Genomic DNA, 16,633 nt, shown 5'->3' on the forward strand with positions numbered 1-16,633 from the left:
ATCACGTCGATACGTGTTACCCGGGCCGAGAGATACGCATATCGGCCCGGGTAGCTATACCCCAAGCTCAGCCCACTCGCTTCTTCCTGTTGAGGAGAACAACAGCACCGATCGCGAGCAGCAAGCCAGCGAGACTTAGGGGTCCAGCTGGGGAAGCACCCGTTATAGCAAGTCCCCCGTCGGTACCGCCGGCTGCGTCGGTCGCGTCTGCGTCGCTAGCGTCTGCATCAGTGGCGTCTGCATCCGTGGCGTCTGCGTCGGTGGCGTCAGCATCCGTGGCGCCTGCGTCTGTTGCGTCGGTGGCGTCGGCGTCTGTGGCGTCTGCGTCTGTTGCGTCGGTGGCGTCAGCGTCCGTGGCGTCAGTCGCATCTGCGTCGGTGGCGTCGGCGTCGGTGGCGTCTGCGTCCGTGGCGTCGGCGTCAGTCGCATCTGCATCCGTGGCGTCTGCATCTGTGGCGTCTGCGTCCGTGGCGTCGGCGTCAGTCGCATCTGCATCCGTGGCGTCTGCATCCGTGGCGTCGGCGTCAGTCGCATCTGCGTCAGTCGCATCTGCATCCGTGGCGTCGACGTCGGTGGCGTCTGCATCTGTGGCGTCTGCGTCCGTGGCGTCGGCGTCAGTCGCATCGGCGTCGGCGTCGGCGTCGGCGTCTGCGTCTGTTGCGGCTGCGTCTGTTGCGTCAGTCGCATCTGCGTCCGTGGCGTCAGTTGCGTCTGCGTCGGTGGCGTCAGTTGCATCTGCGTCAGTCGCATCTGCATCCGTGGCGTCGGCGTCTGTGGCGTCGGCGTCTGTGGCGTCAGCATCCGTGGCGTCGGCGTCTGTGGCGTCTGCGTCCGTGGCGTCGGCGTCAGTCGCATCGGCGTCGGCGTCGGCGTCGGCGTCTGCGTCTGTTGCGGCTGCGTCCGTGGCGTCGGCGTCAGTCGCATCGGCGTCGGCGTCAGCGTCAGTGGCGTCTGCGTCTGTTGCGTCTGCGTCCGTTGCGTCTGCGTCGGTTGCATCTGCATCCGTTGCATCGGCGTCAGTTGCGTCTGCGTCAGTCGCGTCAGCGTCGGTAGCGTCAGCGTCTGCTGCGTCAGCCTCCTCATCGACGAAGTTGGCGCTGGCTTCCACGTTCAGCGTTTCCATCCGGTCGCGCTCGAGGGCGGCAAAGACCTGGCACGGCTTTTCGCCCTCTGGCGCCTGCGCCTGGGACCAGCTGAGATGTTCACGCGCGGGAGGGGTGGCCTCCAGAGACACCGTGGTTTCACCTGCAGCGCTGCCGGTGACGCAGAGAAGTACTGTCGCTGTTGCGTCGGGGTCGTCACTTGTCACAGTCAGAGTCCCGTTTGTGAGCGTTGCGTTGCTCTCGTTGTTCTCGCACAGCGCCACAGGCCCGCCCGAAGTTGTAACCGCGATGTTCTGGTCGAAGAAGTTTGTGGTGACCGCGAACTCCGCAATCTCGTCGACAGGCACGTCGACTCCGTCACCAGAGATACTCAAAACGTGCTCTCGATCGTCAGGCATCAGATGCAAGATCTCCGCCTGGCGTTCGGGGCTCATATTGTCATCGCACCAAGCCAAATCGGCATCGGCGCCGTCTTCCGATTCGAAGAATTCGCGGTCAGACACGCACCACACGAGATCCTGACGAGCCCGACGGTCCTCCTCCGTTGCGTTGGAGGCAAGAGTTGTTGCCCGCGCCGGGTCGGCATCAGGCTTAGCAGTAACCGCGAGGTCAGTGTTGATGATGTACGCGATTATCCGCTCTTGGTCCTCGGTCAGGCGTTCGTTGTTCGGCTGCCACTCCATCGGCGGCACGGCGACACCTGGTGTGTCAGTGAGGTTGCCATTTTCGTCGACACGCAGACAGGCCGCGGCCTCCTTATCCGTGCAGTACATCCATTCAGAGACCGCACCGACATTCTCGACATAGCGAACGCCACACCCTGCAGGGGATCCCCAGCCAAAGGGGGCGCCATTGGTGTTGAACCGGGTGCCTCTGACGTCGTACAAAACCGCGATGCCGCCGTCGTTGTAGTTGTCGAGCTGGGCGCCCGTGACCGTCAAGCTTGCCTCGGAAGGGTCTGACCCCACGCAGGCAGGGGCAGAGAACGGATCTGCCTCTGCTATTGGGGGAATGGCACTCAGGCTCACCTGCTGAGATGCCGAGGCTGTAACCGGTTGCTCGACTCCCAAAGCCGGTGAAACACCGGCGATTCCCAAAGCCGCCATCGCGGCAGTTACGACCGTGGCGACGATGCGTCGCCGGTGACGATGGGCTTTCATTCTTCCCCCTGTGCGAACTCCTGAACTTACAGAAGTGACTAAATGCAGATGTGCGGGCACAACTGCGCCTAGAGATGAGACGCACGAAACGTCGCAACATTACGCGATTCAGCAAAACTCTGACCGTGATCGTCCACCATCGTCGAATAGGGGTGGCCCCCGGCATCCGTCCCTGTCAGTATCGAGGCAGAACCGCTGCACCGATCTGCAACGAAAGAGGGACGACGATGTCCGATCAGGTATTCATCTTCATCGCGCTGGGGCTCTACTTCGCCGCGATGCTCATCATCGGTTATCTGGCATTTCGCCGGACGAAGGACCACGAGGATTACATGCTCGGGGGGAGGGATCTGCCGCCGTGGGTCGCGGCGCTGAGCGCCGGAGCATCCGATATGTCCGGCTGGCTCGTCATGGGTCTTCCGGGCGCGATCTATCTCTCCGGACTCATCGAGGCATGGATCGCCGTCGGCCTCACGATCGGCGCCTACCTGAACTGGCTGCTCGTCGCCCCGCGGCTTCGCGCGTACACACAGGTTTCGCGCAACTCGATCACCATTCCGAGCTTCTTCGAGAACCGGCTGCGTGACTCGTCGCGGATGCTGCGCATCCTCGCCGGTGTCGTGATCCTGGTGTTCTTCACGCTCTACATCTCTTCCGGCATGGTGGCCGGCGGTTTCTTCTTCGAGAGCTCGTTCAACTCCGACTACCTGCTCGGCATGGTGTTGGTTGCCGGAGTCACTCTTCTCTACACGCTGTTCGGCGGGTTCCTCGGCGCTTCCTTCACGGACGTCGTGCAAGGACTGATGATGGTGATCGCCCTGATTGTCGTCCCGGTCGCTGCGATCATCGCCGTCGGCGGTTTCGGCGAGGTGGCCACGTACGTCGAAGACCTTGCCCCGAACCACATCTCGCTCATCGGTGGAACTGCTCTGACCGGTGGAACGGTTTTGGCTATCATCGGGTCGCTCGCTTGGGGACTGGGCTACTTCGGCCAGCCGCACATCATCGTGCGGTTCATGGCACTACGTAACCCCGGCGAGGCGAAGGCTGCCCGCCGCATTGGGATGAGCTGGATGATCATCTCGCTGATCGGCGCAGTGTTCTCTGGCTTCGTCGGCATCGCCTACATGGCACACCAGGGCATCGATCTCGGTAACCCTGAGACGGTGGTGCTGGTGATGGCGCAGACACTGCTGCACCCGTTCGTCGCAGGCCTCGTGCTGGCGGCGGTGCTCGCGGCGATCATGAGCACGATCTCCAGCCAGCTGATCGTCGCCTCGTCGGCTCTCGTGGAAGACCTCTTCAAAGTGGTCAAGAAAGAGCCGTCGCCCAAGCTGCTGGTGATGCTCGGACGACTGACTGTGCTCGGCGTCGGCATCATCGCCGCGCTGCTCGCGATCATTCCCAACGATACGATCCTCGGGCTGGTCTCGTTCGCATGGGCCGGTTTCGGTGCGGCCTTCGGCCCACTGATCTTGCTCAGCCTGTTCTGGCGCAAGCTCACCAACTGGGGCGCCCTGGCTGGCATGTTCGTCGGTGCCGCCGGCGTCTTCATCTGGAAGGCCGTGTGGCCCGAGATGTACGAACTGCTGCCCAGCTTCATCTGCGCGATGATCGTCGCGGTGGTAGTCAGCCTCATCACCCACAAGGACGGGACGGAGCGCCAGGACGAGATCCTGCAGGAGTTCACTGACACCGGCACCTTGCTGACGGTCAACGGGGTGGGGCGCGGAGCGCGTACGAACCGCATGACGCCGTAGGGCTTGCCTGACGAGGGGGCGGATGCTGCGGCATCCGCCCCCTCGTGGCGCTCGCCCGGCGTGCAGAGGGGCACGCCTGCCGCGCGGGAGAATGAAAGCATGTCCTCCGACCTCGCCACGATCATCCGCTCGCTGGCCGACGGCGCAGCCGTCGATTCCGATGCGCTGCGAACCGCGCTGGAAGGCGACGCGGATGCTGCGGATGCACTGGTGCACCTGGGGCGCAGCCTGGCGACACTTCGTCAGCGGGGTGCCGAGCTGCGCGCGGTAATGTCGTCGACTCGCGACCTGCTTTCGGTGACCGATCCTGACCTCATGCTGCAGCGCATTGTGGATCGCGCGCACGAGCTCATGGAGGTCGACGTCGCCTATCTCTCCGTCTACGAGCCTGTCCAGGACGAGCTCTATGTCCGTGCCGAGACCGGGACTATCTCTCCCCGGTTCCTCGGCATGGTCGTGCCTGCCGGTGTCGGCCTCGCCAGCGTCGCCGTTCACACTCAGCATCCGCAGTGGGTAGAGGACTACTCCACGCTCACAAGCGTGCCCCACGATCCGACGATCGACGCGATCATGAGGGAGGAGCAGTTGCGCTCGCTGCTCGGAGCGCCGCTGGTCGTCAACGGCAGGGTTCTCGGGGTGCTGTTCGCTGCCAGTCGTGTGCCCCATGCCTTCCGTCCGGACGAGGTCGCGCTGCTCTCGGCCTTCGCCGGACACGCCGCCCTCGCGCTGCACCAGGCGCAACTGCTGCGCGACGCGACTGAGGCGACGGCGGAGGCAGCCTCACGCCAGCGGGACGTCGAGTGGGCGGCGGGCCTGCACGATGCGCTCACCCGACTGGTCGTCGATGGGCACGGTGCCGAGGCAATCGTCGATGCGCTCGCGGAGGCACTTGGTCGGCAGGTGGCGCTGGCGGGCGATGAGGACCTGCCCGCCGACCCCGTGGTGCGACGAGCCGCGACCGACGCCGCTCAGAGCGGTCGCAGCGTCATGGTTGCCCATCCCCGGATCGAACTGGTGGCCGCGGTACTCGGAGCGGGAACACGATCCAGCACGTTCCTGGTGGCCGGCGGCGAGCGGATGCTGACGCAGATCGAGCGGCGCACGGTCGAACGCGCGGCCCTCATGGCTGCGCTCGTCCGGTTGCGCCTCGACGCCCTGGATGATGCAGAAGAGCGTGTGCGCGGCGAGCTCGCCACCGAATTGCTCGAGGGGCCGACCAACCGGGCGTCGGGGATTCGTCGTGCGGCCACACGCAACTATGCCATCCATGATCCGTGGGTCACCATCGTCCTGCCATGCGCCGCAGGAGATCGCACGCGACTGGTCGCACGGCTGCGCTCGCATACCGACTGGCTCGTCGCGACATCGCCGCATGGCGTGACGGTTCTCGCGCCGCTCGGAGCGCAGCCCGCGCAGTCGTCACCGGTCGCCGTCGCGCGCGTCGTGCAGGAGATCTGTGCGGATGCGGCGCCGTTCGCTCTCGCCACCGGATCCACCACGCTCGATGCGGCAGCCGCAGAGGCGCCGAACTCGTGGCATGTTGCGGCGCTCGCACGAGGTCTCGGCATCAGCTCCGGCGTGCTCGACGCGGTCTCGCTCTCGCCGTATGCGCTGCTGTTCGGGGGTGACGGTGCCGCGCTGGCCAACTTCGTGGGTAGCATGCTCTCGCCGGTGCTGCGCTGGGATCAGACACACGGCAGTGTCCTCGTGGACACCCTCGCCGCACTGTTCGACGAGCGCTGGTCGTTGGCTGCCACCGCACGCACGCTGCACATCCACCTCAACACGCTGAAGCAGCGCATTCAGCGGATGCAGATGCTGCTTGGCGACGAGCTGAACCAGCCGGAAACGCGCTTCCGGCTGGAGCTCGCCGTACGGGTGGAGCGGGCCAGAAGAGCTGCAGAACAGACATTGCACATCGATTGAATGTGTCCGAATCGGATCTATGTCGAGGGGTGCGGCCGCTGATTAGATGTCGAAGTTGGGTGGCAACGACTGCCACATGAAAGGACGACGACGTGGCTACGACATCCCGCCTGAGCGGACTACGCAATCTGACTGTCGAGGAACGACGAAAGACCGTGACGGAAGCGATCGGCGACGTCGATCTGAGCGCCCTGGCCGGAGACGGGCTGAGTATCGAGCAGGCCGACCGCATGGTCGAGAACGTGATCGGGCAGATCAGTATCCCGGTCGGTGTGGCCACGAACGTCATCGTCAACGGCCGTGAGGTCCTGGTGCCGATGGCCACGGAGGAGCCCTCGGTCGTGGCCGCCGCATCCAACATCGCGCGCATGGCGCGCCGGTTCGGCGGCATCGTCACCACCTCCACCGAGCCCCTCATGCAGGCCCAGATCCAGTTGCTCGATGTCGCCGATCCGTACGGCGCCCGTGCACGCATCCTCGAAGCGAAGGACGAAATCCTCGCGCTGGCGGACGAGCAGGATCCCAAGCTCGTATCGGTCGGCGGCGGCGCACGCGACCTGCTGGTACGCACGATCCATGGGCTGCTCGACGAGCACCTCATCGTGCACCTGGTGGTCAACGTCGGCGACGCCATGGGCGCGAATGCCGTGAACACGATGGCCGAGGCGATCGCGCCCAGGCTTGCAGAGATCGCCGGCGGGCGATCGTTGCTACGGATTCTCACCAACCTCGCGGACCTGCGCCTCACCCGCGCACGCCTGACCATCCACCCCGATGAGGTCGGCGGGCCGGAGATCGTCGCGAACATGGTCGCCGGCGCGGCCCTCGCCTATGACGACCCTTATCGCGCCGCGACCCACAACAAGGGCATCATGAACGGCATCTCTGCCGTCGTTCTCGCCACGGGCAACGACACCCGAGCAGTGGAAGCCGGCGCACATGCCTACGCAGCACGCGACGGCCAGTACCGTGCGCTGTCGCGCTTCGAACAGGATGCCGACGGCAACCTCACCGCAACGATTGAACTGCCGATGGCGGTGGGTCTCGTCGGGGGAGCGACCAAGTCGCACCCCGCAGCCCGCGCAGCAGTGGCGATGACCGAGGTCACCACCGCGCGAGAGCTGGGCGAGATCGTCGCCGCGATCGGACTTGCGCAGAACGTCGCCGCTGTCCGTGCCTTGGCCGCCGAGGGTATCCAGCGCGGGCACATGGGCCTGCACGCCCGCAATGTCGCCGTCGCGGCTGGCGCCGGCGCCGATGAGGTCGACCGGGTTGCCGCCGCACTGGTGGAGCGGGGTGCGGTACGCGCCGATGTCGCCGAGCAGATCCTCGCCGAACTTCGAGCCGCGCGATGACGACCACCCGCAGCCTCGGCCTCCCTACCGTTGCCCCGCACCAGGGCCTTGCCGACGACGTGGAGATCTGGGAAGTGGCCCCTCGCGATGGGCTGCAGGCAGAGAAGACGCTCGTCGACGTCGATACCAAGGTCCAACTCATCGAGCGTCTGGCCGCGGCCGGTGCTCCGGTGATCGAGGTCGGCAGCTTCGTACGTGCCGACCGGGTGCCGCAGATGGCAGATTCCCGTGAGGTTTTCTCCCGCACGAAGCATCTCGCGGCACGCACCCCTGTTCTCGTGCCGAACGTGCGGGGTTACGACCTTGCGCGTGAGGCGGGAGCGGACGATATTGCCGTGTTCCTGAGCGTCACCGAGTCGTTCTCCGAGGCCAACCTCGGCGCGTCGAGAGAGCGGATGGAACAGGCCGTGGAGCAGGTTGTGACGCGCGCTGCAGCCGACGGAGTACGCGTTCGCGGCTATTTGTCGATGGTTTTCGGAGACCCGTGGGAGGGTGAGGTCGCCGTCGGAGAGGTCGTGCGTCTCGCGCGTCTCATGCGCGACTGGGGCATCGCAGACCTCTCGCTCGGCGACACCATCGGCGTCGCCACCCCCGGCCAGGTTCGCGGTGTCGTCAGAGCGCTCGTCGCCGACGGAATCCCGACCTCGGCGTTGGCACTGCATATGCACGACACCTACGGCATGGCGCTCGCGAACGTCTACGCGGGTCTGGAAGAGGGTGTGCGCATCTTCGATGCCGCAGCAGGAGGCGTGGGCGGATGCCCGTTCGCGAAGTCCGCCACCGGCAACCTCGCCACCGACGATCTTGTCTGGATGCTCACCGGGCTCGGCATCCGCACTGGCATCGACCTTGATGCACTTACCGAGACGAGCGCCTGGCTTTCCCAGGTGCTCTCCAAGCCCACCACGTCACGAGTCGCAGCGGCGCTGACCCGATAGAGAGGACATTCCCTTGTCAGAAAGACAACTCCTGGAGGTGTGGGGCGACACCGTCGATAGCAAGCACCTTCTCGCCTCGATCGGACTCGGTGTCGGCATCGCCGTGCCGGTCTTCCTCGTCGCAGAGTGGGGCTTCGCAGAGCTCACCGGCGGAGATGCGCTCGGCGGCTCCTACGCACTGGTGACCGGGCTGGCCGCCTGCGTGCTCGCAGCAGTGATCGCGGCACGCCTATTCAAGCCCAAGCGCATCGTCAGCATCGGGGAGGCTCCCACCGGATCTCGCGAAGCTGCGATGGACTCCATCGAAGCCGAGCTCGGCCCTCTCGGTGACCCAGACGAACTCCCGAGAGCGACACTCGCCGAGGTCAAGGAGCTCGGGTTGTATGACGACCTGCGCGCCCAGCATGAGAAGAACCAGCGCAAGCTCGCAGCCGGGGAGGTGGTGTGATGGAAACCTTCCTTGAACCCACCCTGTGGGCCTTGGGCATGGCAGTGCTCGGCACCGTCATCTTCGCGCTCATCGGCCTGGTCTCCGGAACGGATGAGACGGCGACGATCGCCCCGCTGACGCTTCTGGTCATCCTGCTCGGCGTTCCGCCGGCCGGTGTTTTCGCGTTCTTCATGGCAGCTATCGCGGCCAAGCACATCACGCACGCCATTCCCACAACCCTGTTGGGCATACCGGGTGACACGCTTGCCGCCCCGTTGCTGCGCGATGCGCAGATGCTCAGGGAGCTGGGCGTGCCGCACATCGCTCTGCGCAAAGCCATCTCCGGTGGTGTGGTCGCCGCGATCATCGCCGTTCCTTTGGCCGTGTTCTTCGCCTGGATCCTCACGCCGTTCTCCGCGGCGATCAGCTCGGTGGCCCCCTGGCTCTTCTTGGCAGCGACTGTGCTCATCGCGGTGCTCTCGAAGGGACGCTGGGGTGCGCTGATCGCGCTGGTGCCGTTCGTGCTGATCGTCGTCGGTCTGCAGGGCTTCTCCTCCGAAATTCTCGGCAAGAGCCTGTCGATCAGCTTCTTCCTCGGCATCGCAATCGGCCCGCTCATCGCGGACCTCGTCCTGGCTTCGACGCCGGCCGGCCGCGTGCTGATGAAGCGCGATGCACCGCGCTCATTCGACCTCGCGCCTGATGTGCGCACCTGGAAGGGGCGGATGCCGAACCCGATGCGCGTGCTCGATCGCGGCCAGCTGGCCAGCACGGCCGGGGCTGCGGTGATCTCCAGCGCAACCTTCGTGATTTCGCCTGTGGCGATGACGGTGCTGATGGGTGAGGCATTCGGTGGACGCATCAAGAACGGGTATCGCCGTCTGACGACGATGATGGCGGTGAAGAACGGCACGACGGAATCCACCTACATCGCCGAGACGCTGATCCCGCTGATCGCGATCGGCCTGCCGCTGTCGCCGATGGCCGCAGGTCCTGCGAACCCGCTGTTCAATGCACCGCCGGTGTACACGATCAATGCCGAGACGGGCGAGACGAACAACCTGCACAACATGCTCGGAGCTTGGGAGTTCCTCTTCTTCGGGCTCGCCGCGGTGCTGATCGCCATGATCATCACCTACCCGTTCGCGATGACGCAGGCCCACCGCGCGGCGTCCTGGATCATGAAGAAGGTCTCGCATGAGGCCATCATCGGCGCATTCGCCGGTCTCATCGCCGTGATCTGCCTCTACGAGGGTGGGATCATCGCGCTGCTGGTGGCCCTCACGATCGGTCTTGTCGGCGGGCTGCTGAACAAGCTGTTCCAGGTGCACACCGGCGTTCAATTCATGGGCTACTACGTGGCCGTGCTCACCGTGCCGGCGATCGCCGGGCTGCTCGCGGGCTGATCGCAGGAGCGTTCGACGAAGAAGCCGTCACCCGCAGGGGTGGCGGCTTCTTCGCGTGTAGTTCTACGGGCACGGGCTTAGATGCTCCAGCATCCGCCGAGAGCGAAACGCACAGCGCGTTCTGAACGCGGACGCGTAACGTCGGGGTTATGACGAGCGTCGATGTGACCGAGGCCGACCTGGGCCACGTGAAGGAGCTCCGTGACGAGTTTCAGCGGTTCCTACGGGAGTACGAGTTCGGCATCCGCGAGGTCGAGACGAAGATCTCGATTCTGCAGGATGAGTTCACCCACGATCACGCCTACAACCCGATCGAGCACGTCAAGACGCGGCTGAAGAGCCCCGACAGCATTGTCGAGAAGATCGCCCGCAGGGGAATCGACGACCCGGACTTCGCCCGCATCCGTGAAGAGATCACCGATATCGCCGGTGTTCGCGTGACCTGTAGCTTCGTCGCAGACGTGTACCGGCTGTTCGACCTGCTCGCTGCACAGGATGACATCACCATTCGTGTCGTGAAGGACTACATCGCCAAGCCGAAGGCGAACGGCTACCGGAGTCTGCACGCGATTCTCGAAGTGCCCGTGTTCCTATCGACCGGACCGCTTTTAGTTCCGGTCGAGGTGCAGTTCCGTACGATCGCGATGGACTTCTGGGCGAGCTTGGAACACAAGATCTATTACAAGTTCGCCAAGCAGGTGCCTGCGCATCTCGTCGACAGCCTGACCGATGCGGCCGAGGCCGCGAGCGAGCTCGATGTGAAGATGGAGCGCCTACACCGCGAAGCGCACGGCGTGCAGCAGCGGGAATTGCCAGCGCCGCCGCCGAGAACCGTGCAGGTTTAGTCGAGGAATTCCCGGGCAGCGGTGGCCAGCGCGGTGACGCCGACCTCGATCGTCGGGTGAATCTCCGGCGCGAAGAACGGGGAGTGGTTGGTGGGAATGGTCTGGGCGACCGAGTCGCTGGCGACCGCCGCGGCGAACGTCGCGGGGTCGATGCCTCCCCAGAACCAGAAGACCAGCGGTGCGCCGGCATCGCGCGCGAACCACGACACATCCTCGCTGCCGGTGATCATCCCCGGGTCGATCACGGCGGCTTCGCCGAGCGTGCGCTTCAACGCTGCGGTGACCCGCGTCACAGCATCCACGTCGTTGATGGTGGGCGGCAGGACGTGGTCGGTGCGGATCTCGGGTTCGCGCTCGGCTCCGGATGCCAGGGCCTCGGCCCGGACGATTCGCTCCACGCTCGCGAGCACACGCGCCCGTGCCTCGTCGTTTGGGTAGCGCAGACTGAGCTCGAGCGCCGCCTCGGCGGGGATGATGTTGTTCTTTAGCCCGGCGTGGATCGAGCCGACCGTAACGACCGCGACATCCTGCGGATCGGTCTCCCGGGAGGCGATCGTCTGCAGTCGCATGACGGTGGCGGCAGCCATCACCACGGGGTCGACAGTCGTGTGCGGTCGGGATCCGTGCCCACCACGGCCGTGCAGCGTCACGGTGAGGCCGTCGGATGCTGCCATCTGTGTGCCGCTGCGAACGCCGATGATGCCGGCGGCGAGGGGAGTGACGTGCTGGCCGAGCACGATGTCGGGCTTCGGATAGCGGTCGAGGATGCCAGCATCCAGCATCGCCCGCGCACCGGCGCCGTACTCCTCGGCGGGCTGCATGACGACGACAACGGTTCCCGACCACTCGCCGCGAGTTGCGACCAGCTGCTCCACGGCGCCGATCATCGCGGTCACATGCATGTCGTGGCCGCACGCGTGCATGACGGGGACCGTGTTTCCGGCTGGATCGATTCCGGTCGCGGTGCTGGCATAGGCCAGCCCGGTCTGCTCTTGGACGGGCAGTGCATCCATATCGGCGCGCATCCAGACGACAGGTCCGTCGCCGTTGCGCAGCAGCGCGACAACACCGGTAATGCCCACGCCCTCTTCGACTTCGAGCCCGAGATCGCGCAGGTGGCCGGCGGCGATGCCGGCGGTGCGCGTTTCCTGGAACGACAGTTCGGGATGCCGGTGGAGGTCGATGTACAGCGATTCGAGGTCGATGCTCATGGGCTGAGCTTATCGGCGCTCCGCGCGCAGTTCACGGTGTCCTGAGCCCGCCTCGGGCGAGGGCAGCAGGCTAGGGCTCCGAGCTAGGGCTCCGAGCTAGGGTGGAAGCCGCCCCCTTCCGGGCAATCACCCCTGGAGTCTTCATGACCACAACCGCTGACGACCGTGCCCGTTACCGTGCGAATCCGTCTGTGCTCGACGCGCTGAAGAGCCCGCGACTGCTGACCCGGGAAGTGCTCGCCGGACTCGTTGTGGGACTTGCTCTCATCCCCGAAGCGATCGCGTTCTCGATCATCGCCGGAGTCGACCCGAAGGTCGGCCTGTTCTCGGCGTTCGTGATGGCCGTGTCAATCGCGTTCGTCGGCGGACGCCCGGCCATGATCAGCGCTGCCACCGGCGCCGTCGCTCTGGTCATCGCCCCGGTGATGCGCGAGCACGGGATGGACTACTTCATCGCGACCGTCATCCTCGCGGGCATCTTCCAGGTGCTGCTCGCGGTACTCGGCGTCGCCAAGCTCATGCGCTTCATCCCGCGCAGCGTCATGGTCGGATTCGTCAACGCACTCGCGATCCTCGTCTTCATTGCGCAGCTTCCGCACCTGATCGATGTGCCATGGCTGGTGTATCCGCTCGTCGCGGCAGGAATCGCGATCATGGTCCTCATGCCGCGCATCACCAAGGTCATCCCGGGTCCGCTGGTGTCGATCGTTCTGATCACCGCGGTCGTCGTCGTGTTCGCGCTGGATGTTCCCACCGTCGGCGACGAGGGCGAATTGCCGCGGAGCCTTCCCGAGCTGTTCCTCCCAAATGTTCCGCTCACCTGGGAGACGTTCGCGATCATCGCCCCGTTCTCGCTGGGAATGGCGCTGGTCGGGCTTCTGGAATCGCTCATGACCGCGAAGCTCGTCGATGAGATCACCGATACGCACTCGCGGAAGACGCGCGAGGCATGGGGGCAGGGCGTGGCGAACATGCTGTCCGGTTTCCTGGGCGGCATGGGTGGCTGCGCGATGATCGGGCAGACGATGATCAACGTGAAGGTGTCCGGTGCCAGGACGCGGATATCGACGTTCTGCGCGGGCGTGTTCCTGCTCGTCCTGGTCGTCACCCTCGGTGACATCGTCGCGATCATCCCGATGGCGGCCCTGGTCGCCGTGATGATCATGGTGTGCGTTGCGACCTTCGACTGGCACAGCATCCGCCCCTCGACACTGAAGCGCATGCCCAAGAGCGAGACGATCGTGATGGTCTCGACCGTCGTGATGGTCGTGCTGACCGAGAACCTCGCCATCGGCGTCGTCGCCGGGGTCATCGTCGCCTCTGTGCTGTTCGTCCGCCGCGTCGCGCACGTCGTCTCGGTCACCCGCACGATTGACGAAGACCGCGCACACTACGTGGTCGACGGGGCGCTGTTCTTCGCATCGAGCAACGACCTGACCACCCAGTTCGAGTACACCGATGACCCGGGCCGCATCATCATCGACATGTCGCGCTCTCACATCTGGGATGCTTCGACGGTCGCGGCTCTGGATGCCATCGTGACGAAGTACGCCCGACTCGACAAGCAGGTCGAGCTCGTCGGTATGAACGATGCGACCGGAGTCTTCCACGGCCGGTTGAGCGGTGGGTTCCCGGCGGCGTAGCCGCAGCCAGGACCGCGCCGCTTCAGACCCGGGCGGTCGTCCCGCGCACGATGAGCTCGAACGGCAGTTCCTCGTGCTCTTGGGCGGGCGCTGCCGCATCGGCTGCGAGCTTTGTGAGCACGGCGTCAGCCGCCCGTTCACCCTGGCCCAGCGGGAACTGATCGACCGTTGTCAGACCGAAGAACGCCCCGAGCTCGTGACCATCGATGCCGATGATCGAGAGATCTTCCGGTACGCGGAACCCGAGATCACGGGCTGCCAAAAGGGCACCGATGGCCATCTCATCGGATGCAGCGAACACCGCGGTCGGGCGCGGCCCCGGACGCCCGAGCAACTGCTTGCAGGCGCGGTAGCCACCGTCCACGGTGAAGTCCGCCGGCTCCAGGAACTCTGGTTTCAGAGCGACTCCGGCATCCGCCAGTGCCTTCTCGAAACCGAGCCGACGGTTGGTCGGAATGTGAAAGTCGATATCGAACTCCGGGTTCGCCCCGATGTGCGCGATCGCGGTGTGCCCGAGGCTCAGCAGATGCTCGGTCGCAAGCTGTGCAACCGCGAGGTCGTCCACGCTGAGCGTGTCGAGCTTCGGATTGGGGCCGCCGATGGCGATGATCGGCAACCCGAGTGCGAGCATCCGGTCGGTCTCTTCGTCGTTCAGCTCGATCGACACGGCGATCACAGCATCCACGCGTTGACGTCTCAGGGCGGTTTCGAAAACGCTCCGACGAACATCCCTGTCTGCGGTGATGTTGTAGAGCGTGATGTCGTAGCCCTGCCGCATCAACGCGCTGGATACCCCCGACAGGACCGTGCTGAAGAACCAGCGGTCCAGGAACGGGACGACCACGCCGATGTTGCGCGTGCGCCCCGACGCGAGACTGGATGCCCGCGAGGAGACCACGTAGCCGAGCTTCTGCGCGGCCACGTGGACTCTCTCGCGGGATGCCGCCGACACATAGCCGCGACCGCTGAGGGCGCGCGAAACCGTCGCCGTTGATACTCCGGCGAGTTGCGCGACCTCATCGATGCCGACCATGTGCGGCGGTCAGGCCTTCCGGTACCAGGCTGCGGTGTCGGTGGGCACCGCGGTCCCCTCGAACGCCTGGCTCTGCGCGACGAAGGTCACGCCTTCGCCGAGCTCGAGCGGAGCGGAACCGAGGTTCGCCACCACATGCAGGTCGCGGCGGCGGAATGCGACAGCATCCGCTCCGAGGTCTTCCCACACCATCGAGCCGGTGCCGAGCGCGCTTTCGCGGCGCAGGCGCAGCAACTGCTTGTACAGGTTGAGGGTGGATCCGGCATCCGCCTCCTCGACGTCGCGGGCGAAACGGGCCCACTCGTCCGGCTGCGGCAGCCAGGAGCCACCGGTCTCGTTGAAGCCGAAGGCCGGGGCATTCGCTTCCCACGGGATCGGTACGCGGCAGCCGTCACGGCCGTAGCGCTCGCCGTTCGTACGGAACCAGGTCGGGTCCTGTCGGAACTCGTCCGGGATCTCCATCGCCTCGGGAAGACCCAGCTCTTCGCCCTGGTAGAGGTAGGACGAACCCGGCAGGGCAAGCATGACGGTGGTCGCGGCGCGCGCGCGGGCAAGCCCGGTCGCCTGGTCAGGCTTGCCGGCGGAGAGCGGGCCGATGCCATCGCCCTGCGGGCTGTCGGCGGTCAGTGCCAGACGCGAAGCGTGGCGGATGACGTCGTGGTTGGACAGCACCCAGGTGCTGGGTGCCCCGACGTCGCCGAACTGCTCGAGCGACTCTCTGATGACGCTGCGGATGCGCTCGGCATCCCACTCGGTCATCATGTACGGGAAGTTGAAGGTCTGGTGCATCTCGTCCGGCCGCACCCAGAGGGCGGTCTGCTCGAGCGTGGGCAGCCAAGCCTCGCCGCACAGGGCGCGATCGCCGTCGTACTCGGCGAGCACCTTGTGCCAGTCGCGGTAGATGTCGTGCACGCCGTCCTGACCCCAGTAGGGCACGTCGTCCACGCCGCCCATCGAGCCGGCGTCCGCCGGAGGCGTGTAGTCGGGCAGGCCGTCAGCCTTGATCATGCCGTGGGCGACATCAACGCGGAAGCCGTCGACACCGCGGTCGAGCCAGAAGCGCAGCACGCCACGGAACTCCTCGCGCACCTCTTCGTTGGTCCAGTCGAAGTCGGGCTGGGTCGCATCGAAGATGTGCAGGTACCACTGGCCGGGCGTGCCGTCGGCCTCGGTGACACGCTCCCACATGCCGCCGCCGAAGACGCTCTCCCAGTTGTTCGGGGGCAGTTCGCCGTTCTCGCCCTTGCCGTCGCGGAAGACATACCGCGCGCGCTCGGGGCTGCCGGGGGCCGCCTTCAAAGCCGCCTGGAACCAGACGTGCTGGTCGGAGGAGTGATTCGGGACCAGGTCGACGATGACGCGGATGCCGCGGGCGTGAGCTGCGGCGAGCATCGCGTCGAAGTCGGCGAGGGTGCCGAAGAGTGGGTCGACGTCGCGGTAGTCGGTGACGTCGTAACCGGCATCCTTCTGCGGACTCGTCATGAACGGGCTCAGCCAGATGGCGTCGATGCCGAGTTCCTGCAACGAGTCCAGCCGGCCGGTGATGCCGGGAAGGTCGCCGATTCCGTCGCCGGACGCGTCAGCGAATGACCGGGGATAGATCTGATAGATAACGGCGCTGCGCCACCACTCGGAACCGGGCGCCGCGGACTGCTCAAGCTCTGTCATGCGACGAGCCTACTGCAAGCGCTTACAGATGCGCTAGAGCGCCGATCGAATCGGTTCGGTGATCCTGCCCTCCGGCACACTTGCAGGGCGATCGTACGGGCGCAGGGCGACACGCCGTGAAATGCCTCTGCATCCGTGAATCGGACCTGCATCCG

General features: G+C 65.5%; 12 protein-coding genes. 8 read left to right on the top strand and 4 right to left on the bottom strand.

Translation table 11 applies throughout. The features are described 5' to 3' along the window. Positions 1-67: 67 nt before the first annotated feature. Positions 68-2,071: a hypothetical protein gene (locus tag ACSU1L_RS15610; protein ID WP_439256409.1), complete on the bottom strand. Its 2,004-nt coding sequence runs from the start codon at positions 2,069-2,071 to the stop codon at positions 68-70. Positions 2,072-2,490: 419 nt separating this feature from the next. Here ACSU1L_RS15610 and putP point away from each other — a divergent pair, with 419 nt between their 5' ends. From putP to ACSU1L_RS15645, 7 genes are all read left to right on the top strand, one after another. Beyond that, complete coding sequence (gene putP, locus ACSU1L_RS15615; RefSeq protein WP_439256410.1) at positions 2,491-4,023, top strand: sodium/proline symporter PutP; 1,533 nt, start codon at positions 2,491-2,493, stop codon at positions 4,021-4,023. Positions 4,024-4,122: 99 nt separating this feature from the next. Beyond that, positions 4,123-5,949, top strand: coding sequence for a helix-turn-helix domain-containing protein (locus tag ACSU1L_RS15620; protein ID WP_439256411.1), 1,827 nt, complete (start codon positions 4,123-4,125; stop codon positions 5,947-5,949). 92 nt (positions 5,950-6,041) lie between these two features. Further along, complete coding sequence (locus ACSU1L_RS15625) at positions 6,042-7,304, top strand: hydroxymethylglutaryl-CoA reductase, degradative (RefSeq protein ID WP_439256412.1); 1,263 nt, start codon at positions 6,042-6,044, stop codon at positions 7,302-7,304. After that, the gene (locus tag ACSU1L_RS15630) at positions 7,301-8,242 is read left to right on the top strand and encodes a hydroxymethylglutaryl-CoA lyase (protein WP_438252726.1); all 942 of its coding nucleotides are present in this window, start codon (positions 7,301-7,303) and stop codon (positions 8,240-8,242) included. Before ACSU1L_RS15625 ends, ACSU1L_RS15630 begins: the two co-directional genes overlap by 4 nt. 13 nt (positions 8,243-8,255) lie before the next feature. Further along, positions 8,256-8,690, top strand: coding sequence for a hypothetical protein (locus ACSU1L_RS15635; RefSeq protein WP_438252727.1), 435 nt, complete (start codon positions 8,256-8,258; stop codon positions 8,688-8,690). Beyond that, positions 8,690-10,078, top strand: coding sequence for a tripartite tricarboxylate transporter permease (locus ACSU1L_RS15640; RefSeq protein WP_438252728.1), 1,389 nt, complete (start codon positions 8,690-8,692; stop codon positions 10,076-10,078). The genes ACSU1L_RS15635 and ACSU1L_RS15640 overlap by 1 nt, the downstream gene beginning before the upstream one ends. Positions 10,079-10,227: 149 nt before the next feature. Beyond that, entirely contained in the window at positions 10,228-10,923 is a 696-nt protein-coding gene (locus tag ACSU1L_RS15645) for a GTP pyrophosphokinase (RefSeq protein ID WP_438252729.1), read from the top strand. Here the strand turns inward: ACSU1L_RS15645 and ACSU1L_RS15650 are convergent. After that, positions 10,920-12,134, bottom strand: coding sequence for an amidohydrolase (locus ACSU1L_RS15650; RefSeq protein WP_439256413.1), 1,215 nt, complete (start codon positions 12,132-12,134; stop codon positions 10,920-10,922). The two genes, ACSU1L_RS15645 and ACSU1L_RS15650, sit on opposite strands and share 4 nt — an antisense overlap. Before the next feature lie 143 nt (positions 12,135-12,277). Here ACSU1L_RS15650 and ACSU1L_RS15655 point away from each other — a divergent pair, with 143 nt between their 5' ends. Further along, on the top strand, positions 12,278-13,777 hold the full coding sequence (locus ACSU1L_RS15655; protein WP_439256414.1) for a SulP family inorganic anion transporter: 1,500 nt from the start codon (positions 12,278-12,280) through the stop codon (positions 13,775-13,777). 22 nt (positions 13,778-13,799) lie between these two features. Here ACSU1L_RS15655 and ACSU1L_RS15660 read toward each other — a convergent pair whose 3' ends face one another. Next, a complete protein-coding gene (locus ACSU1L_RS15660) occupies positions 13,800-14,810 on the bottom strand; it encodes a LacI family DNA-binding transcriptional regulator (protein ID WP_439256415.1) in 1,011 nt (336 codons plus the stop codon). Positions 14,811-14,819: 9 nt separating this feature from the next. Continuing rightward, on the bottom strand, positions 14,820-16,478 hold the full coding sequence (locus tag ACSU1L_RS15665) for a glycoside hydrolase family 13 protein (RefSeq protein WP_439256416.1): 1,659 nt from the start codon (positions 16,476-16,478) through the stop codon (positions 14,820-14,822). Positions 16,479-16,633: the final 155 nt, after the last annotated feature.

The organism is Microbacterium sp. A94 (assembly GCF_051842855.1).
Classification (GTDB): Bacteria; Actinomycetota; Actinomycetes; order Actinomycetales; family Microbacteriaceae; genus Microbacterium.